The sequence below is a fragment of the Mesorhizobium sp. CA16 genome (assembly GCF_020165175.1).
Taxonomy (GTDB): domain Bacteria; phylum Pseudomonadota; class Alphaproteobacteria; order Rhizobiales; family Rhizobiaceae; genus Mesorhizobium.
The window spans coordinates 1-19922 of the sequence record NZ_JAIUHP010000028.1 but is presented as its reverse complement, the minus strand read 5'-3'; the positions used below and the strand labels follow the sequence as shown (position 1 = coordinate 19922).

The following is a 19922-nucleotide window of genomic DNA, read 5'->3' as shown; positions in this document are numbered from 1 at the left end:
GGCGCGGCACGTCACTCTTGGGATTCGTGGATCACGATGCCTTGCAGCATGTCGACCTCGCATTCCCAGGGCTTGTCAGCGAGGACGCGCTGCCCATGCTCGTATCCTGCCTGCCAGCGCGTGCGTATGCCCGAGCGGGTGAAGTCGATGTCCTTGGTGTGGTCCTCGCCGTCCAGTCGCGGCGAAAGCAGGCGAACGAGATGCATGACCGACGGGCAGCCATAGGAGGCGAGCTCCTTGAACATCGGATCCTCGCGACGCTCCTCCGGCACGAGCCTTCCCAATTCGCGCACGACATGCCGCAACCTATGCAGTTGCTCCTGCCGTGCAACGTGGCTCCGGCCGCGGCTGGCATATTGAAGGTCCTTCTGTCGCCCCATGACCTGCCAGATCGATTTCGGCTCGTTGGCGCGGGGCTGCCACATGTTGACGGCAAAGATCAGCGCGTCACGCCGAGGGCGCTCGTCCAGCACGACCTCAATGGGCGTGTTCGAATAGATGCCGCCGTCCCAATAGGGCTCGCCGTCGATGCAGACTGCTGGAAACGCCGGCGGCAAGGCACCCGACGCCATGACATGCGCCGCCGACAGGATCATCTCGCGCGTGTCGAAATATTTGAGCTCGCTGGTGTTGACGTTGACCGCGCCGACCGTCAGCCGCGTGTGGCGCCCGTTGAGATAGTCGAAGTCGATCAGATTGCTGAGCGTCCTCTTGAGCGGATCCGTAGTGTAATAGGATGCGTTCTCGACACCAACCTCGCGGTTGACTCCGAACATGGCGCTTGGGTTCGGCTCGAAGAACCCCGGGATGCCGCGCATCACCGTGCCCATATTGGCAAAAATGTTGCTTGGAACCATCATCCGGAAAAACTCGTCGAATGGACTGCTGCGGCTGACGCCGTCCCAGAATTCCTGCAGCCTGGCCAGACGCACGCCGGGCTCGTTTCCAGCAATCAGCGCGGCGTTGATGGCGCCGATGGACGTGCCGATGACCCAGTCCGGTTCGATGCCGCCCTCGACCAGCGCCTGGTAGACGCCGGCCTGGTAGGCGCCGAGCGCGCCGCCGCCTTGAAGGACAAGAACGGTCTGACGCTTGACTTCGCCCTGATGGCCGATCGCCGGTCCTGCTTGCGGGGCGGACAGGTTTTGCGTGATCTTGTTCATCGCCTTCGCTCCTCGTGCGGGTCTAGTGAGCGGTCCAGCCGCCTTCGATCGGCATGACGGCACCGGTGATCGAGGCCGCGTCGTCCGACGCCAGGAACAGGCAGAGCGCGGCAACCTGCTCGACCGTGACGAACTGCTTGGTCGGCTGCGCTGCCAGCAGAACATCCTTGATCACCTGCTGCTCGGTGATGCCGCGCGCCTTGGCGGTATCCGGTATCTGCTTCTCGACCAGCGGCGTGAGCACGTAGCCGGGGCAAACGGCGTTGACCGTGATGCCCTGTTCGGCAACCTCCAACGCGACTGCCTTGGTCAGGCCGGCGACACCGTGCTTGGCAGCGACATAGGCGGATTTATAAGGCGATGCGACGAGCGCGTGCGCCGAGGCCACGTTGATGATGCGACCCCATTTGCGCGCCTTCATCGCCTGCAAGGCGCGCCGGATCGTATAGAACGAAGACATGAGATCGATCGCCACCACCGCTTCCCATTTCTCGATCGGGAAGTCATCGATCGGCGCGACATGCTGAATGCCGGCGTTGTTGACCAGTATGTCGACGGCGCCGAACTCGGCGATGGCCTTGTCCATCATCGCCGTGATGGCGTCGCCCTTGCTCATGTCGGCATTGTCGTATCGAACGGCGACCTGATGATCGGCCGCAAGCTTGGCCCGCAGGCGTTCGATCTCGGCGGCGTCGCCAAAGCCGTTCAGAACGATGTTGCAGCCCTCGGCCGCGAAGGCTTCGGCAATGCCTTGCCCGATGCCGCTGGTCGAACCGGTGATGAGCGCTGTCTTGCCTTTGAGCATCGTCTTGTCCTTCCGATTGCGCTATGAGCGACGGGGTGCGGGCCGGCTCTGGATCTGACGATGAGTATGGTGAACCGCCGCAAGCTGCGGAAATGCCGTTGAGACATGGATTCGATAGCTGACGGTCAGATCGTCGGCTGTGGAGGTCGATCGACCGCTCGGGTTGTTTGACGTCAGGGCAGCTAGTAAGATTGCATGGCACCCGGGCCGTGCCGTATGCACGTCCAGTGAGGGAGCGTGCAGTGGAGATCAGCCAGGTCCGATACTTCTTGGCCGTCGCCAAGGAACTGAATTTCACGCGGGCGGCCGAGCAGTGCAATGTCACGCAGCCGGCGCTGTCGCGCGCCATCAAACTCCTGGAAGATGAATTCGGCGGGCCGCTTTTCCACCGTGAGCGCCGTTTCACTCACCTCACCGAGCTCGGCCGCATGGTTGAGACCTATCTCGAGGGAGTCTTCGAGAACTCTCGCCAGGCAAAGCAGATTGCCGAGCAATATGTGAGCCTGAAGAAGATGCCGCTCAAGGTCGGCATCATGAGCACCATCGCTCCGGACGAGATCATCGAGCTCATCGCGGCCGTGCGCGCGCACCACCCTGGCGTCGAGTTGCATCTTTGCGATGCGGACGCGGTAAGCCTCAGGAGAAGGCTGATCGGGGGTGAGCTCGAGGCTGCCATCTATGCGTTGCCTTCAGACGCCCCCGACGAAGAAGTGCACGCCCTGCCGCTTTTCCAGGAGCAGATGGTGATGGCTGTTCACCTGACCCATCGCCTTGCCAATCAGCGCGCGGTGCGGGTGAAGGATATGAGCAACGAAAGCTATATCCACCGCAACAATTGCGAGTTCGCCGGCTACGCGGATGCCATCCTTGCCGAACAAGGCGTCACGGTCAGCCCGGTATACTGGAGCGATCGTGACGACTGGACATTGGCGATGATCGCCGCCGGGCTCGGCTTCGGCTTCATGCCCGAGCATACCGCCAAGCATCCTGGCGTGGTGTCTCTGCCGATCACGGAGCCGGAATTCTGGCGGGAGGTCAATCTCGTCACGGTGCGCGGCCGCAGGCATTCGCCCGCGGTCGGCGCATTGGTGCGAGAGGCCACGCAGAAGAAATGGTTTGGCGAGCGGGCTAAAGCGTTGTCCGCCGCCGAATAGGGTCGTCAGGCAAGGCAGCGTGCTTTGCATGCCGGGCAATGCTTTTCCGCATTCAGTTCCTCTTGACGGTTGAGGTCACCGACTGGATGACTTCCGTCGCCATCTTGAACTGCGCGGTGCGGTCGGTGATGCCGTGCCGCTTGGCGATCCAGTCGAAATCGCTGTAGGCGGCGTAAACCGAGCCGTCGGCGCTCTGGTAAACCAACACTCTCACAGGCCAGTCGAGCCCGGCTTCGGGATTGGAGGTGATGAAGGTGGTGCCGAGCGCCGGATTGCCGAACATGACGAGCCGCGACGGCCTGACATCGTTGCCCGCATTCTTGCCAAGCTGTGCCTGGTCGATGACGCCGAAGAACTTGATGCCTTTCTTGAGCACGTCCTTCTTGATGCGGGCGACGGTTTCGGCGACGGAATAGTCGCTCTTGACTGTGACGACGCCGTCCGAAGCCGTAGCCGGGAGGGCAGCAGCCATCAGCATGGCTGCGCCTGCAAACAGAGCTTTAAGATGGTTGGTCATGTCGGTCTCCTTGGTTGGACAACTAAGTTTCGATTTCAGGTCTCAGGCCTTCGGCGTTTGCAGCACGCGCGCGATTGCGATCGCACTGGCGAGAACCGCGGCCAGCACGATCACGCATGCGGTCCAGCCGACACGGTCGTAGATCTGTCCGATGAGGAAGCTGCCGGCGAGCCCGCCCGCGTAGTAGGACGCGAGATAGATGCCGCTCGCGGCGGCGCGATCGCGCGAGGCGGTCCGGCTGACATGTCCCGTGGCTATCGCTTGAGCCAGGAAGGTGCCGACGGCAACCAGCGCCATCCCGGCGAGGACGACCGGAAGGCTGGGTGCGAGCAGCAGAAGCAAACCGATGATCGCCAGCCCAAGCGTCGCGCCCACCCCCATTCTCGGGCCAAGGCCTGAGGCCACGCGCCCGGCGAGCGGAGTGGTCAGCATTGATGGCAAGAAGACGAAATAGACTGCGCCAAGCGCCATGGGGGTCAGCGAAAGCGGCACCGCGACAAGCTGAAAATTCACATAGGTGAACGTGCCGATAAAGACGAACAGGATCAAAAAGCCGATCGCAAAGCAGGCACGCAGCTCGGCGTTCCGCAACGGGGCTTTCCAGGCGGCGCGGGCGAGCCCCTCTCCCGCGTCCGCGCGCATCATGGATGAGGTCTTTTGCAACGTGAACCAGACAAGGGCGGCGCCGAGCAGATTAAGCACGGCGAAGGTCAGAAAGTTGGTGGAGATGCCGAACGTGTCGGCGACGGCCGCCGACATCAACCGGCCGAAAAAGTTGCTGGCAACATTCCCCGTCACATAGGCCGCAAGCGCGCTCGTCGTCTGCCGCGCCGAAAAATGCTCCGCCAGGTAGGCCATGGTGAGCGTGAACGCAGTCGACATGCAAAGGCCTTGCACCACGCGCAGCAGTGCGAAGACCGCAATATTGTCTGTCTGCGACAGCAGCGTCGTCGGGATCGCCAGGATGGCCAGGCTGATCCAGATGCCGTTGCGGCGGTCGATGCCGCGCCCAAAGAGAGCGACGGCAATCCCGGCCACTGCCATGCCGAAGGTGCTGGCGTTGACGGCAAAGCCCATGGTGGCGCGGCTGACGCCGAATTTCACCACCAGCGAAGGCAGGATGGCTTGGGTGGCGAACAGATCGACGAGCGTCAGGAACGCAATCAGCGCGATCAGGCCGAAGCGCCAGCTATCTGCGGCCGCCATGCGAAGCCGCGTCGGTTCGGAATGCTCACTGGTCGTCATGACGGGCTCCGTTGCCACGTCCTCAGGCAATCGCCCGAGGACGGGCTTTTGGTTTCTGATGCCGGGATATCTTCACCGCGACGAGCGGCTTACATCATGTGATCGTTGTGTATCGCCGGCGGCAGGACGTCGGCGGAATAGAGGACGGCCGGAACCTTGCCGTTGTTCTTCCACCAGTGGGCGAGCTGGCCGAACTCGGCGGTCGCGTCGCCGGCCGGATGCTCGATGCCGACCTTGCAGGTGCTGGCGTATTCAGTGATCGAGCCTTCGACGACGATAATGTTGGCAGGGCGGACATTGTGCTCATGCCACGGCACGACGCCGCCGGGCTGAACGACGAGCTTGCGAAGGCGCAGCATGTTGCCTTTCCAGGCCTCGCCCTTGCTGCTCAGATCGATTGCGGAAAGCACCGTGTCGGTCACGCCGACCGGCTTGCTGGGATGTTCCTGAATATCAGTCGTGGCGGCCTGGCCGGCAGGGCAGTCGCCTGCGAAAGCCGGGGCCGCGGAAAATGCAGCGGTCGCGGACAGCATGCCCAGCGCGAAGGCAAGGTTGAGTTTCTTGGTAGCCATCTCGTATTTCTCCTTTGTCGGTGCCCAATCGCGGGAGGCGGGGCATGACGAGGAGAGTGACCGGAGCCTCCTCGAAAGAGAAATGCTGACTGGCTCTTAAATCGATACCTGAAAACTATCGTCGATCATCATACCGGCGCAGCAGTCCGCGCCACGACAGAGACCATGGCGTCGGTTCTTTTCTTCGACTTGCTATGCAGCCGTTTTCCTAACCGATAGATCGATGCCGCTTTCCGGCCAGCTATGCGCCTTGACGCTGTTGACGAAGGTTGACGTGGCCGGCGAGAACCGGCGCCCGGCCACGACGACAAGCGATACCTCTCGCCAAACCTCCGGATCTATGACGGGCCTGATCTGCAATCCCGGGATGACGGCGCTGAATTCCGGGATGAAGCAGATGCCCAGCCCGCCGGAGACCATGTTTTGAATCCAGTCTTCGCGCTCGCTGGCGTAGGAGATCCTGAGCTTGACGCCACGTTCATTGCAAAGGCCCGCAAGATAGTCGCGATACTCGCAGTTCAGGCGCCTGAGATAGTTCTCGCCGTCGAGCTCCGAGATGGCGACATTGTCGTTTCGGGCCAGCCGGTGCCCGTTGGGAAACGCGAGCACGAACCGCTCGCGGTAGAGGGGCGTGACATCGAACCTCTCCGGAAAGCTGTTGCTCGACGCCATGATGGCGACATCGATCTCACCCGCTTCCAGCAGCTGCGACAGGGATGCCGGGACCCCCTCGACAAGCTGCAGCTGGATGCCCTGCTGGCGTCGGTTGAAGTCCGTCAGCAGCCCGGTAAACCGCCGCGGACCGATCGTGCACATCACGCCAACCTTGAGATTTGCATTCTCCAGGCAAAGGAATCTCGACGCCTCCTGGCGAACGCCGGTCACCTCATCGAGGATCTGCTGAAATCTGGGGCGGAGCAAAGCGCCCAAATCGGTGAGGTGCGTCAGATTCCGCTCGCGGCGAAACAACAGTCCGCCGACCTCATCCTCGAGCTGCTGGATGGCGCGCGAGAGCGCCGGCTGGGTAACGTTGCACTTCTCGCCTGCGCGCGTGAAATTCCGGGTCTCGCAGACAGCCAGGAAATAGCGGATGTGATGAATGTCCATGCGGGTCGTCCCTCAACTGCATCTGCAGGCTCGAACCCTGCCGCAATGCATTCCATCACGCCAATGCACGGGGGGTATAAAGTCGATAGCAATCGGTCATGATGAGCTTCCGGCGAATGCTCTCGCTTTCTCAAAAGGATGATGGCGAGCAAGCTGCTCGCCATCATGCCGCCGTCCGATGTTGCCCGAAACGGTTGTCGAGCGCTCAGTTGGCGCCGCCGAGCGCCTGGAGGTTGGCGCAGAATTCGGCGTGCGGCTTGCTCATCGCCGCATCCTGGCACTCCTTCATCATCGCGCCCTGCTTGTCCTTCGACATCGCGTCCCAGGCGGCCTTGAATTCAGCCTTGGGCTTCATCGTCTTCATGCTGGCGTCGGTGAAGAAGGGCTGCATGTTGGACGGCTCGTCGAGCGCGCCGGCGAACGCAGCGCCGCCGAGCATGGAAAGTGCAAATGCGCCGATGCAGATGGCTTTGATATTCATGGTGGGATCCTTCTCCGGAGTTGTGCAATCGCCCCTTTGACGACTGCGTTGATGACCGGCAGCATTTTGGAACTCTATTGTTCCCGCTTGCCGAGGTGGACCTTGCTTCATCCGGCGCTCAATTCGCCAATGCCATCTGCGAATGGCGTTTATGCCGGTTCTGCATTCCGGGCGTGCGCCGCTAATTGGCTCCGCCCAAAACAAGCACGTTGGCGCAGTATTGTGCGTGGGGTTTGCGCATCGCCGGGTCGTTGCACGCCTTCGTCATCTTGACCCGGTCATGCTTTGACAGAGCAAACCAGGCCTTCCTGAACCCGGCCATCGGTTTCATCGTCTTCATCGTGGAGTCTGCATAGAAGGTCGGGAATGCAGCGAGGTCGCTGAACGGGTCGGCGGACGCCGGGCTCACGCCAAGACAAACGGCAAGCACAGCCACACAGGCAAGTTGTCTTCTCATCATTCATCTCCCTTCCAGGCGCGGCTCCGGCAACGGCGCCAGCCTGATCGGGATGAAGATTGTCGCGCGCGGGGCCAGCAGCCAATGCAATCTGCCTATGGACTTCATGCCACCTTGGCATTTCGGCTGAACAAGAAGATGCGGCAGTCTCTCTCCAATCGCCCTTGCTGGCGACCTTGGGATGGAGACCAGGCCATGCTTGCCCAGTGCGCAGCGAGCACAGTCCAATCGATCACGTCAGCGACGGATCTTATCACGTCAGTGACGGATCCTAATGTCGAGGGCCGGACGATCGACATCGTGCTGGCAAACGACGCGCATGCCGCTTTCGTCTGGGGTGTGCTCGATCGGCTGCTGGACGAGCCGAACTGCAGCGTGAGCGGCGTTACCGCGTCGGGCTTTGCAGCGATGCAGGCGGCGGTCTTTGCTTATGGGCTGACCATCGGCGGAAGGCGCGGCGCGCGGACGGCGCTCGCCAATTTCTGGCGGCGCGTCAGCCATGCCTCGATGTTCGCCATCGACAGAACGAGCCTGCTTAGATCGATGCTGGAACAGTCGATCGAGCTTCAGCCTATCCGCGACGAAGACTGCCCGGTTAAGCTGCGCGTCGTGGCCGTCAACGCCCGCACAGATGCGGTGAAGATATTCTCAGGCGAACAGTTGTCGATAAACGCGATCGTGGCGGCTGCGGCTGTTCCGTTCCTTTCGCCGGCCATTGAGATCGATGGCGATCTCTATTGGGGCGACGGCGACATCTCGCAATTGCCGCCTGCGGCATCAATCGGAGCCTGCCATCGTGTGGTGGTCAGCGGCAAGCCGTCGATATTCATGGCGCGCTGTCCGGATCGCAGCCCCGGCGCCGCCCAATGCGCGACCGGATGCGCCCCGGTTCACAGCATCTTCGACAGCCACTATCGAGCTGGAGCTCCGCTGCTTGTGAGGCCCTGGATCGATTGGGGCGAGCTGACCGACATTCGCGACAGGGGACGGCAATGTGCCGAAGACTGGCTTGCGGCTGATCTTTCCAGTACCGACGAGCGCCCGGCTAACGACTGCAGAACCCAATACATCTAGGCGCTTTCCTCCCGCCTAGCCGCGCCTGCTTCGCATACTCCCGAATGCAGGCGCCAGGCCCTCCGGTTTCCGGCCGGAGGGCCTTTTCGCGCCGCCCTCGGCATATCGTGGCCCGCTTATCAATTCCATGCCGAGACAGCATTTCAGCTCGGCATGGCGATCGTGGAAACTGATCTGCAGACGGGCCTCAGGGCCGGTCTTTCCGTCGAAACGCCAACCAGGAGACAAGCCTGTGATCAACACCAAGACCCTTATCGGCTCGGCCCTCGCGGCCGCCACCTCGCTCGCCGCCACGGCGGCATATAGCGGCCCCGCCGCCAAGCCCGGCTTCGCCTTCGAGAAGTGCTACGGCGTCGTCAAGGCAGGCCAGAACGACTGCCAGACCGCGACGCATTCATGCGCCGGCACTTCCACCGCCGACAACCAGCCTGACTCCTGGCTCTACGTGCCGGCCGGCAGCTGCGCGAAGATTTCCGGGGGCAGCGACAAGCCCAAGGCCTAGCCGACTTTCCACCTCGAGCAATCAGACCAGAAGGAGGAGACCGATGTCCAATATGTTTTCGCCACTCGCAATCCCCGCATCGGCGGGCATCGGTCTTCGCTCGCCTCACATCGCGGAGATGCTGACGCGGCGCCCGTCCGCAGGCTGGCTCGAGGTCCACGCAGAGAACTACATGGGCGACGGCGCGGGCGTCCAGGCGCTGGAAAGACTGCGCCAGACCTATCCGCTGTCCGTGCATGGCGTCGGTCTGTCGCTGGGCAGCGCGCAAGGCCTGGATCGCGACCATCTCGAAAGGCTGCGGAAGGTCTGCGAGCGCTTTGAGCCCGATCTGGTTTCCGAGCACCTTGCCTGGAGCGTCGCCGACGGGGCCTATCTCAACGATCTTCTGCCATTGCGCTATGACGAAGAGGCGCTCGCGATCGTTGCCCGCAACGTCGAGACGGTTCAGGACACGCTGAAGCGACGTGTGCTGATCGAGAACCTGTCGGCCTACCTGGCATTCGCGGACTCCTCGATGAGCGAGGCCGAGTTCCTGGCGGCGCTCGTGGCGCGAACCGGCTGCGGCCTGCTGCTCGACGTCAACAATGTCCAGGTCTCCGCACATAACCTGCAGTATGATGCCAAGGCCTTCATCAACGCCCTGCCGGAAGAGGCTATCGGCGAGATCCATCTCGCCGGCCATGCGACCAACCAGGTCGGAACCGACACCGTGCTGATCGACGATCATGGCTCGCGCGTGCCGCCGGTCGTCTGGGCGCTCTACCAGCATGCCGTGGATCGGCTTGGGCCGCGCCCGACATTGATCGAGTGGGACACCGACGTTCCCGTTCTCGACGTGCTGCTGGGCGAAGCGATGTGGGCCGACATGCTGACCGCATCGATCATGTTCAGCCGCAAGCAGGCGGTGCGGCGCGAGCAAACGGCAGAAGCCCGAGCGATGCCGATCCGCCTGCCGATCGAAGCCGAAACGACAACCAGCATGCCCGTCCTTGCGGCGTTCGCGGCTGCCAGAACCGCGAGACCATCCGTCTCCCTGGCGCTGCCTCCGCTCGAGGAGGAATACCATGCTGCCGCTTGAGCACCTGCAGACCACGATGGCGCGCTCGGTGCTGGCCAAGGGTCCAACGATCGCGGCGAGATTGCTGACCGCGGGAAAGGCCGATCCGCTAGCCCGCCTGCGCATCTACCAGAACAACACCCGCAGCTCGCTGACAGCTGTGCTGATGGCGGTTTTTCCAGTCACGGTTCGCCTGGTCGACGAACGTTTCTTCCGCTACGCGGCGAGCGAGTTCATTCGACGCCATCCGCCAACGGAATCGCGGCTGGCGCGCTATGGCGCCGGCTTCCCGCGCTTCCTCAAATCAACCGACACGCTGTCCGACATGCCGATCGTTGCCGAAACGGCGCGGCTCGAATGGGCCATCGCCGAGGCGCTCGATGCACCTTCGTCGCAGCCCCGCAGCCTCGCCGAATACGACAACACCGAGTTCGGCCCGTCGCCAGATATCGTGTTGCAGCCTTCGTTGCGGCTGATCATTTCGCACTGGTCGATCCTTTCGGTATGGACTGCGCATCAGCAGGAAGGACCCGTCGACCAGAACAGCGCCTGGACAAGGCGCCCCGAACGCGTGGCGTTGTGGCGGTCAGGGGATAACGTGCGACTTGCTCTGCTCGACCGTGCGAGCCTCGCCTTCTGGCATTCGCTGAAGCATGGTCTCGGCCTTGAGCATGCCACCGGCCGTGCGTTGGCCCTCGACCCTGCCTTCGATCTGGTTTCCGCCCTTATGCGTCTGTTCGGCGACGGTCTCGTCACCAATGTGCGCGTCGCCGCGAATTTCCTCTCAAACACATGGAGACAGTCATGAGCGCAGCATCAGAACATTCCTCATCCATGCCGGCCGGCCTTGTCGGCCTCTACAGGCGCGCCATCAAGCTGCCCGAACATATTCCATTTTCGCTGGTCCAACTCGCTGCGCGCGTGGCGGTGGCGCATGTCTTCTGGCAATCGGCCCAGAGCAAGCTCGCCTCGTGGCCAGTGACGCTGCAGTTGTTCGCAAACGAATACAACCTGCCGTTCATCGATCCCTCGATAGCGGCGCCATTGGCGACAACGGCCGAAATCACAGGCTCGGTGTTGATCTTTTTTGGACTGTTCTCGCGCCTGGCGGCCCTGATGCTGCTCGGCGTCGTCTCCGTTATCCAGCTCTTCGTCTATCCCGAGAACTGGGCCGAGCACCTGTTGTGGGCCTCGTTGCTGCTTCTCGTCCTGACACGCGGCGCCGGCATTTTCTCGCTCGACTATGTGGCGGAGCGGAACCTTTCGGCGTCCGGCGGATGAACATCGCGACGGGTGAGGCTATCGCTTACCCCGTGCTCGCGGACTTTGACGATAGCCATGTCTTGAAATCGGAGCGAAAGACGGACGCAGACTTTTGGCTCTCAAGAGCTTCAGCAAATTCAACGGGATAGGCTGGTGCTGCGAGAGAGGATTGAACTCGCCACATAGCCTAATAACTAGCTGAATTTTGTCGATTATTCCTTACCCCCTTATTGCAACTGTGTACCACCACGGTATCCAAACGACAGGGGTAGGGTCACCTATTTCGCCTGGAGCGTAACACCGAAATCGCTGTTGCTGTAACTGTTTGGGACCACAAGTTGGCCGGACAAACCATTGGCGCTAGGTCCCGGCGTGGTTACATCGTACGAGCCAGGAGGAACATCGGGAATATAGAAGGAACCGTCTGATCCCGTTATCGCGTCCCGGCAAGTTTCTACCGACGAATTGCCACTGGGGCAGAGGGTAATTGCAGCACGAGGGAGCGGTTGGGCCGTCCCTTTGACCAGCAGGTCTCCAATCAGACCACCCGCCCGCGCTTCTTCGGTCCCCAAAAAAGCTAGGCACATTAGAACTCCTAAAAGCGTCCGAAAACAGCGACTAGTGCGCATCTGTCATCTCCACCTTCTTCAAAGCACCTTTCGCCGGTAGCGCCTGCATAGCGACTGTCTTAAAAGTAACTTGGCGAGCGTCATCCTGAATATCCCCGAGCTTAAGATAAATTTGCTGCGCGGTGTATCCTGGGTATTCGAAAACTATTCGTTGATAAGGAAAAGAAAGTTGCCCAGATGAATCCCTTTTCATTGGTATCTTTCCGGTCCATTCAAAGTGATTGGCTCCAATTTGATTCACAGTTTGTATCGGAGGATAAAGGTAAAGCTGGACTAAGCGTGAATCTACAGTTGTTTCTGGGCCGGTTAAATCAATAGAACCCAACATAGTGAATTCTTCATACTTTGGAAACTCTTTTTCATCGGGCTTTATTTCGTAAGTTATAACCGACGCAAGCAGAACCAAGGCGAAGTAACCCGCAAAGGCACCCGTCAAGGCAATATTAAACCCCTTAAGAGGCCCGCTGACATGGGCGTCACTTGGTAACAAGAGATAGATGATAACCGCCGGCACAAGCGGAATCAGAATTATCGCTGCCAACACCACTAAGAACGGAGGGAAGGACTGGATCATCTGCAAGTTTCCTCTGCGAAAACAAGCTCCACCGGAAATATAGAATATTGCGCCTAATCTTGTGCGTTGTCAAAGCATAGACCAGCGCGTGCCTAGCGCTTTGCGATCTGTCTTGGCTGAGCAAGCAGACGGTTGGTGGTTCGCATTTGACCGGCGGGCAGCAGCCATCGAGAAACTGGCGAACATATCCATGTGGCCAGAAGTTCCGCGTTACACAATCCGGGCGCGTCGCCGTCACCACGTGGTTACCTGCCGAGTAAACCTTTCAAGTGTCGTAGCCGTGAGTCGGCCACCGCACTCCAGCACTCGAGGCTACGCTAAACCGAGGCGCGCTCCGCGATGTTGGACCAGTAACTCGCTAGCCTCTTCCAGCACCCGCCAATGTGCCGCAGGACGCCCCCTGACCGCTCTGATTTCCTTCCCAAAAAGAGATTGAATGTCAAAGTCCTGATGGCTAGGAATCGTGCAATACGAGCCTAGGTGGGGAACAGCACGATGAAACATCCGTTGGATGCGGTCAGCATATCGGCCAAAAATTTCAAAAGCTTTGGCAATGACATGTTCCCGATGTTAAGTTTTCAGCCTATTAACATCCTCATAGGAAGAAATAATTCCGGAAAGTCTTCCCTCATAGATTTAGTCGATTTATTCGCGTCGGGAGGGCAGACATACGATGCCACCAAGCACAACGTTGGCGGCCGACCTTTTACGGCCTACCAATCGCACGTGATAGATGAACCGTCCCTTCGCAAAGTTTTTCGAGAAGACACTTCGGGAGGGCAACTAAACAGCAACCATTGGGACTATGGAAAGCAGTTTATTGGGGCAAATGCTATAATTGAGCTTGGGTCGAATTGGAGTCCCCAATTTGCCGACCTGCCGGCGAGCCATAGGGGCCTGCTCTCGATTCCTTCCGAAATGCGCAGTTCCCTGGCGCGATCACTGCCACGGGTTTTCGAGAATAAGCGATTGCTGCGTGTGGCAGCAGAGCGGGACGTCCAGCCCGAGCCCAGAGAGAACAATAGAGAAATTACCCCGAAGGGGCGAGGCGTCACCAATCTAGTGAGGGCATTTATCAACAGTGACGATCTTCCGCGCGCAGAAGTAGAGGTCGGATTACTAAGCGATCTGAATGAAATTTACATGGGGGATAGCCAGTTTACGGCGATTGTATGCCGGGAAAATCAAAACGGTATTTGGGAGATATTTCTACGCGAGGAAAACAAAGGCGACATCCGACTATCGGAATCCGGTAGCAGTTTGAAATCAATCTTCATCGTCCTATGCACGCTTCGTTTGTTGCCAAAGATCCAAGAGGTATCCTGGAACAACATAATCCTGTCCGTAGAAGAACCGGAGAACAATCTTCACCCCGCGCTCCTTAGACGACTCCTCAATTTCCTAGCTGAGCGCAGAGCCGAACGTGGCTTTAGCCTGATAATAGCTACTCATTCGCCAGTCGGGATCGATTGGTCAACTAAACGAACTGACAGCCAAATCATCCATGTCAAGCATGATGGTGTTTCCGCTTCGGCGCACGTGGCTATCGGTTACAATGGCAGCCGCGACATACTTGACGATTTGGACATCCGGGCCTCCGACATCCTTCAAGCGAATGGCGTGATATGGGTCGAGGGGCCTTCGGATCGCATATATCTGAACAAATGGATCGAGTTATCGTCCGACAACACGCTGAAAGAAGGGGTCCACTATTCGATCATGTTCTATGGGGGAAAGCTACTTTCGCACTTGCATGCAATGGCCCCACCCGGGGAGGCCAGCAAGCTCATCTCACTGCTGTCACTAAATCGCAACGCCGCCCTTTTGATGGACAGTGATAGACACCTTGGCAAGCCGGCTAGAGATGGGAAGCCGGCCCGCAAGCCTCGCATGAATTTGAACGGGACTAAGACCCGGCTGAAAGATGAGCTTTCGACTATGGGCGGGTATGTTTGGGTCACCGAGGGTCGGGAGGTCGAGAACTATATTTCTAACTCGCTCATGGCGCGAGCGACCGGCATCGGAGCCGTAGACGTAGGCCCGTATGAAACGGTCATCGAGTCGCCGGCACTAAATGCATTTAACGGGGATAAGATAGCCTTTGCGCATCGCGTGGCGGAGCTTGCCAAGAAGGAAGATTTGAGCGGCCATCTGGATTTGGCGACGATGCTGGCCGGCCTTTGCGATGAGATCAATGGTTGGAACGGCTCCCAATGAGGGCCGCCCGTTAGAAATTCGGGTCACATATTTGACACCCCATATACGTGTGGACGGGCGGAGACGTTCCCCCGTGCCTCCTTGTGGCCTTTGCGATCGCCGCTTAATGCCCTCCCGCCTCCCTCCACCGAACTTTTGGATTGGGCTGAGTTCGAGAGACCCGCGCGGCGTGGCAGTGAGGGAAAGCTTGGCAAGCCCGAGGGCCCTGTCCCCATGCCAGGGACCCCATGAAATAGCCGAGCGGTGCGGGAAGCTACGGAAACGCTAAGTTATTGGCGCTAAAGGCGAAAGGGCTGGTGCTGCGAGAGAGGATTGAACTCTCGACCTCTCCCTTACCAAGGGAGTGCTCTACCACTGAGCTACCGCAGCCTGCGATGGCGGCGCTTCTGCCATATCGAACCGGTAAGCGCAAGGCCAAGAAAAACCCAAAGCGTCGCATGTGATTCCCGCCGGCAATTATGCGGTTTGGGGCGGCATGCGCGGCTGATCCACAGGATGAACCCGACTTTCGGCCCGCTTTCATGACATGGCCGCGCGAAAATGCTAGCCATTGCGGAATCGCGGCCGGCTGACCGCCGGTCAGGAATGGACGATGGACGACAAGGCAAATCCACCGAAAAAAGGCGGCGGCGAGCGCAAGGACCGGCTGGCCGAGGCGCTGCGCGCCAATTTGCAGAAGCGCAAGATGCAGGCACGTTCGCGACGGGTTGGCGACCGTGACAAGCAGCGCGCTGGCGACGTTCACAAGCAACGCGCCGGTGACGCTGACGAACAGCGCGCTGCCGATCCCAACGATCGGCCGGAAGAGTTGCCGGCTGCAGGAAAAATGCACAAGGACTGACCAAATCAGCCATACTGGCCGGCCACAGTCGGTCCGGTTTTAGGAAAATCCTATTTCTTGAACCAAGCCGGCCAATAGTCTAAGCCGGGCACACTCAAACCGATTGAAGCGGCCTGTTCGGGCCGAGGGGACGTTTTCTCATGGATCGCATCAGAATTGTCGGCGGCAACGAGCTTGCCGGCACCATTCCGATCTCGGGCGCCAAGAACGCGGCATTGCCGCTGATGATCGCCTCACTGCTCACCGACGACACGCTGACGCTGGAAAACGTGCCGCATCTGGCCGATGTCGAGCAGTTGATCCGCATCCTCGGCAATCACGGCGTCGATTATTCCGTCAACGGCCGGCGCGAAAAGCAGCAGGAAGGCTATTCGCGCACCATCAATTTTTCCGCCCGCAACATCGTCGACACCACCGCTCCCTACGAGCTGGTCTCGAAGATGCGCGCTTCCTTCTGGGTAATCGGGCCGTTGCTTGCCCGCATGGGCGAGGCCAAGGTGTCGCTGCCCGGCGGCTGCGCCATCGGCACGCGCCCGGTCGACCTGTTCCTCGAGGGCCTGCAGGCTCTCGGCGCAGAGCTCGACGTCGACAATGGCTATGTCATCGCCAAGACCCAGAATGGCCGCCTCATCGGCAATCGCTACGTGTTCCCGAAGGTCTCGGTCGGCGCCACCCATGTGCTGATGATGGCGGCTTCGCTCGCCAAAGGCGAGACGGTGCTGGAGAACGCCGCCTGCGAGCCGGAAATCGTCAATCTCGCCGAATGCCTGATCGCCATGGGCGCCAAGATCCATGGCGCCGGCACCTCTACCATCACCATCCACGGCGTCGAGGCGCTGTCGGGGGCGCGCGTGCGCGTCATCCCCGATCGCATCGAGACCGGCACCTATGCCATGGCCGTCGCCATGACCGGCGGCGACGTGATGCTCGCCGGCGCCCGTCCAGACCTGTTGCAGACCGCGCTTGACGTGCTTGTCGAGACCGGGGCCGAGATCACGCCGACCAATGAGGGCATCCGCGTCAAGCGCAACGGCACCGGCATTGCGCCGGTCGACGTGACCACCGCCCCCTTCCCCGCCTTCCCGACCGACCTGCAGGCGCAGTTCATGGGTTTGATGACGATGGCCAAGGGCAAGTCACGCATCACCGAAACGATCTTCGAGAACCGCTTCATGCATGTGCAGGAGCTGGCACGGCTGGGCGCCCACATCACCCTTTCCGGCCAGACAGCGATCGTCGACGGCGTCGCCAGGCTGAAGGGCGCGCCCGTCATGGCGACCGACCTGCGCGCCTCGGTGTCGCTGGTGATCGCCGGCCTTGCTGCCGAAGGCGAGACCACGGTCAACCGCGTCTATCACCTTGATCGCGGCTTCGAGCGGCTGGAAGAGAAGCTCTCCGGTTGCGGCGCGGTGATCGAGCGCATTTCGGGCTGACGCTTCGCAGCATTCTTTCCCAGCGGTTGCGCCGAGCGGAAAGACCGCATAACAGAACGTTGAATTGTCAACGTTCAGGGTGCGCATTCCGCATGGCAGCTCTCAAGCTCATCGCGCTCGACGACCAGGATCTGAGCATCGTCTCGGCGCATGTCCAGGACGCCGTGATGAAGGTCTCGGACCTCGAATATCTGCCGGCGGCCAAGCGCTTCGTGCTGACCATGAACCGCTTCGTCTGGGAAGCGAAATCCGGCTTGTTCCGCCAGCACAATGAACGGCGCCAGAGCGTCTTGCATTTCGATCGCGTGCTCGGCGCCAAGACCAACGGCATTGCGCGCGACAAGCCGGCCGAGGTGCTGTCGCTGCTGGCGGTCAGCTTCATCGCCATCAGCAAGCCGGCCGGCATCGTCGAGCTGATCTTTTCGGGCGGCGGCACCATTATGCTCGACGTCGAATGCATCGAGGCCAGGCTTGCCGACATCGGCGGCTCCTGGGAAGCCACCTCGCGCCCCCTGCACAGAGGCTGAAGCGCGATGGCGATAACGCTCCGACAGCAGGACGCCGATTTCGAACAGCGTTTTTCGGCCTTCCTCATCACCAAGCGCGAGGTGTCGGCCGATGTCGAGGCCGTGGTGCGCGACATCATCGCCCGCGTGCGCGCCGAAGGCGACAGGGCGCTCGTCGATTACACGCTGAAGTTCGACAAAGCCGATCTCAACACGCTCGGCATCGCGGTGTCGAAGGACGACATCGCCAAGGCCTATGAAGCGGCCGATCCGGCGACCGTCGAGGCGCTCAAATTCGCGCGCGACCGCATCCGCTCGCATCACGAGCGGCAGAAGCCGAGGGACGATCGCTATACGGATGCCGCGGGCGTCGAGCTCGGCTCGCGCTGGACGGCGATCGAAGCCGTCGGCCTTTACGTGCCGGGCGGCACGGCGAGCTATCCAAGCTCGGTGCTGATGAACGCGGTGCCGGCCAGGGTCGCCGGCGTCGAGCGCATCGTCATCGTCGTGCCGGCCTCGGGCGGCGTCATCAATCCGCTGGTGCTGGTGGCAGCCGACCTTGCCGGCGTTTCGGAGATCTACCGCGTCGGCGGCGCGCAGGCCGTTGCAGCGCTTGCCTATGGCACGGAGACGATCAGGCCGGTCGCCAAGATCGTCGGTCCGGGCAACGCCTATGTCGCGGCGGCCAAGCGGCAGGTGTTCGGCACGGTCGGCATCGACATGATCGCCGGGCCGTCGGAAGTGCTGGTGGTGGCCGATGCCGACAACGATCCGGACTGGATCGCGGCCGACCTTTTGGCGCAAGCCGAGCATGATGTTTCGGCCCAGTCGATCCTGATCACCGACGAACCGGAATTCGGCAAGGCGGTCGAGCAGGCGGTCGAGCGCCAGCTCAAGGTGCTGCCGCGCGGCGAGACGGCCGGGGCCAGCTGGCGCGATTTCGGCGCGGTGATCCTGGTGCCGACGCTCGACGCCTCTCTGCCGCTGGTCGACAGGATCGCGGCCGAGCATGTCGAGCTCGCCTTCGACGACGCCGAGGCATTCCTTTCCAGGATGCGCAACGCGGGCGCCGTGTTTATCGGCCGCCATACGCCGGAAGTCATCGGCGATTATGTCGGCGGCTCCAACCACGTCTTGCCGACGGCGCGGTCGGCGCGTTTCTCGTCGGGTCTGTCCGTGCTCGATTTCGTCAAGCGCAGCTCGATCCTGAAGCTCGGCCCGGAGCAGCTCAACGCGCTGGCGCCCGCCGCGATCGCGCTCGCCAAGGCCGAAGGGCTCGATGCCCATGCCCGCTCCGTCGCGATCAGGTTGAACATGTAACGATGTCCGGCCGCGACCAGACCCGCGACAGGCTGATCGACGTCGAGCTCGAGGAATCGATCGGACGTTCGACGCCCGACGTCGAGCACGAGCGGGCCGTGGCGATCTTCGACCTCATCGAGGAGAACCGTTTTCGGCCGGTCAATGATGACGGCGCAGGTCCTTACAAGCTTAAGCTTTCACTGGCCGAGTCCCGCCTGGTTTTCGGCGTCAGCCGCGAGAACGGCGCCGAGGTGGTCACCCACATTCTGTCGCTGACGCCGCTGAGGCGCATCGTCAAGGACTACTACCTGATCTGCGAAAGCTACTACGAAGCCATCCGGTCCTCGACGCCGAGCCATATCGAGGCGATCGACATGGGCCGGCGCGGCCTGCACAATGAAGGCTCGCAGACGCTGATGGACCGGCTTGCCGGCAAGATCGAGATCGACTTCGACACGGCGCGCCGGCTGTTCACGCTGGTCTGCGTGCTGCACTGGCGAGGCTAGATCCTGGTCGCCCTGCCCCATTCGATCCTGTTCCTATGCGGCATGAACGCCGTGCGCTCGCCGATCGCGGAACAAATGGCGCGCCGCATGCTTCCCGCCACCACCTTCGTCGCTTCGGCCGGTGTGCGCGCCGGCGAGCGCGACCCGTTCGTCGATGCGGTGCTCGCCGAAGAAGGCCTGTCGCTTGGCGAGCGCCAACCCAGGACGCTGACGGATATGGAGGACGATTATTTCGACCTGATCGTGACGCTGGCGCCGGAGGCGCATCATGCGGCGCTCGAGCTGACGCGCTCGCTGGCCGTCGAGGTCGAATACTGGCCGATGCCCGACCCCACCGACACAGGCGGCACGCGAGAGCACATCATGGCCGCCTATCGCGATGTGCGCGAGCGGCTGAAAGCGCGCATAAGCCGACGTTTTCTGCTTCCCGAGGCAAAAAACGCGGCCGATTAAGCATGTTCACAAGCGGGCGATTATCATATAGGTTCCGCCGCAAATTCCGGCCGGAGTCGGATGA

22 protein-coding genes and 1 tRNA gene are annotated in these 19922 nt (G+C 61.0%); 13 read left to right on the top strand and 10 right to left on the bottom strand.

The window, feature by feature from the left end:
• Positions 1-11 precede the first annotated feature (11 nt).
• Both LB525_RS26655 and LB525_RS26650 read right to left on the bottom strand, forming a co-directional pair.
• Positions 12-1163 carry a patatin-like phospholipase family protein gene (locus tag LB525_RS26655; RefSeq protein WP_224549167.1) on the bottom strand — a complete coding sequence of 384 codons (1152 nt, stop codon included), beginning with the start codon at positions 1161-1163 and terminating at the stop codon, positions 12-14.
• A 22-nt stretch (positions 1164-1185) separates the two neighbouring features.
• Entirely contained in the window at positions 1186-1968 is a 783-nt protein-coding gene (locus LB525_RS26650) for a 3-hydroxybutyrate dehydrogenase (protein WP_224549156.1), read from the bottom strand.
• Positions 1969-2177: 209 nt separating this feature from the next.
• On the opposite strand from LB525_RS26650, the gene LB525_RS26645 reads away from it, so the two are divergent.
• On the top strand, positions 2178-3122 hold the full coding sequence (locus tag LB525_RS26645; RefSeq protein WP_318012423.1) for a LysR family transcriptional regulator: 945 nt from the start codon (positions 2178-2180) through the stop codon (positions 3120-3122).
• 52 nt (positions 3123-3174) lie between these two features.
• Here LB525_RS26645 and LB525_RS26640 read toward each other — a convergent pair whose 3' ends face one another.
• The 6 genes from LB525_RS26640 to LB525_RS26615 all read right to left on the bottom strand — a co-directional run bounded on the left by LB525_RS26640 (position 3175) and on the right by LB525_RS26615 (position 7504).
• Positions 3175-3639, bottom strand: coding sequence for a DUF302 domain-containing protein (locus LB525_RS26640; RefSeq protein WP_224549154.1), 465 nt, complete (start codon positions 3637-3639; stop codon positions 3175-3177).
• Positions 3640-3681: 42 nt separating this feature from the next.
• Entirely contained in the window at positions 3682-4884 is a 1203-nt protein-coding gene (locus LB525_RS26635) for an MFS transporter (protein ID WP_224549152.1), read from the bottom strand.
• Between the two features lie 89 nt (positions 4885-4973).
• The gene (locus LB525_RS26630) at positions 4974-5456 is read right to left on the bottom strand and encodes a cupin (protein ID WP_224549150.1); all 483 of its coding nucleotides are present in this window, start codon (positions 5454-5456) and stop codon (positions 4974-4976) included.
• 192 nt (positions 5457-5648) lie between these two features.
• Positions 5649-6563 carry a LysR family transcriptional regulator gene (locus LB525_RS26625; RefSeq protein ID WP_224549148.1) on the bottom strand — a complete coding sequence of 305 codons (915 nt, stop codon included), beginning with the start codon at positions 6561-6563 and terminating at the stop codon, positions 5649-5651.
• Between the two features lie 205 nt (positions 6564-6768).
• Positions 6769-7044: a hypothetical protein gene (locus LB525_RS26620; RefSeq protein ID WP_224523767.1), complete on the bottom strand. Its 276-nt coding sequence runs from the start codon at positions 7042-7044 to the stop codon at positions 6769-6771.
• Positions 7045-7225: 181 nt separating this feature from the next.
• Complete coding sequence (locus LB525_RS26615) at positions 7226-7504, bottom strand: hypothetical protein (RefSeq protein ID WP_224549146.1); 279 nt, start codon at positions 7502-7504, stop codon at positions 7226-7228.
• Here LB525_RS26615 and LB525_RS26610 point away from each other — a divergent pair.
• From LB525_RS26610 to LB525_RS26590, 5 genes are all read left to right on the top strand, one after another.
• Positions 7490-8575, top strand: a complete 1086-nt coding sequence (locus LB525_RS26610) for a patatin-like phospholipase family protein (RefSeq protein ID WP_224549144.1) — start codon at positions 7490-7492, stop codon at positions 8573-8575. The genes LB525_RS26615 and LB525_RS26610 overlap by 15 nt on opposite strands.
• A 232-nt stretch (positions 8576-8807) precedes the next feature.
• Positions 8808-9077 carry a DUF2282 domain-containing protein gene (locus LB525_RS26605; RefSeq protein ID WP_140700495.1) on the top strand — a complete coding sequence of 90 codons (270 nt, stop codon included), beginning with the start codon at positions 8808-8810 and terminating at the stop codon, positions 9075-9077.
• A 43-nt stretch (positions 9078-9120) separates the two neighbouring features.
• A complete protein-coding gene (locus tag LB525_RS26600; protein ID WP_224549142.1) occupies positions 9121-10155 on the top strand; it encodes a DUF692 domain-containing protein in 1035 nt (344 codons plus the stop codon).
• On the top strand, positions 10142-10942 hold the full coding sequence (locus LB525_RS26595) for a DNA-binding domain-containing protein (RefSeq protein WP_224549140.1): 801 nt from the start codon (positions 10142-10144) through the stop codon (positions 10940-10942). The genes LB525_RS26600 and LB525_RS26595 overlap by 14 nt, the downstream gene beginning before the upstream one ends.
• Complete coding sequence (locus LB525_RS26590; RefSeq protein WP_411969137.1) at positions 10939-11415, top strand: DoxX family protein; 477 nt, start codon at positions 10939-10941, stop codon at positions 11413-11415. The genes LB525_RS26595 and LB525_RS26590 overlap by 4 nt, the downstream gene beginning before the upstream one ends.
• 600 nt (positions 11416-12015) lie before the next feature.
• On the opposite strand, the gene LB525_RS26585 is transcribed toward LB525_RS26590, so the two are convergent.
• Positions 12016-12600, bottom strand: coding sequence for a hypothetical protein (locus LB525_RS26585; RefSeq protein ID WP_224549138.1), 585 nt, complete (start codon positions 12598-12600; stop codon positions 12016-12018).
• A 495-nt stretch (positions 12601-13095) separates the two neighbouring features.
• Between LB525_RS26585 and LB525_RS26580 the strand changes: the two genes are divergently transcribed.
• Complete coding sequence (locus tag LB525_RS26580) at positions 13096-14817, top strand: ATP-dependent nuclease (protein WP_224549136.1); 1722 nt, start codon at positions 13096-13098, stop codon at positions 14815-14817.
• A 294-nt stretch (positions 14818-15111) separates the two neighbouring features.
• On the opposite strand, the gene LB525_RS26575 is transcribed toward LB525_RS26580, so the two are convergent.
• Positions 15112-15186, bottom strand: a tRNA-Thr gene (locus LB525_RS26575).
• A 223-nt stretch (positions 15187-15409) separates the two neighbouring features.
• Here LB525_RS26575 and LB525_RS26570 point away from each other — a divergent pair.
• The 6 genes from LB525_RS26570 (at position 15410) to LB525_RS26545 (ending at position 19858) form a co-directional block, all read left to right on the top strand.
• Entirely contained in the window at positions 15410-15658 is a 249-nt protein-coding gene (locus LB525_RS26570) for a hypothetical protein (protein ID WP_224549127.1), read from the top strand.
• Positions 15659-15798: 140 nt separating this feature from the next.
• Entirely contained in the window at positions 15799-17091 is a 1293-nt protein-coding gene (murA, locus tag LB525_RS26565) for a UDP-N-acetylglucosamine 1-carboxyvinyltransferase (RefSeq protein ID WP_224549125.1), read from the top strand.
• 92 nt (positions 17092-17183) lie between these two features.
• Positions 17184-17618: a DUF2948 family protein gene (locus LB525_RS26560; protein ID WP_095765704.1), complete on the top strand. Its 435-nt coding sequence runs from the start codon at positions 17184-17186 to the stop codon at positions 17616-17618.
• Between the two features lie 6 nt (positions 17619-17624).
• The gene (gene hisD / locus LB525_RS26555) at positions 17625-18917 is read left to right on the top strand and encodes a histidinol dehydrogenase (RefSeq protein ID WP_224549123.1); all 1293 of its coding nucleotides are present in this window, start codon (positions 17625-17627) and stop codon (positions 18915-18917) included.
• A 2-nt stretch (positions 18918-18919) separates the two neighbouring features.
• Entirely contained in the window at positions 18920-19405 is a 486-nt protein-coding gene (locus LB525_RS26550; protein WP_224549121.1) for a UPF0262 family protein, read from the top strand.
• 42 nt (positions 19406-19447) lie between these two features.
• A complete protein-coding gene (locus LB525_RS26545) occupies positions 19448-19858 on the top strand; it encodes a low molecular weight phosphatase family protein (protein ID WP_263492904.1) in 411 nt (136 codons plus the stop codon).
• Positions 19859-19922 lie beyond the last annotated feature (64 nt).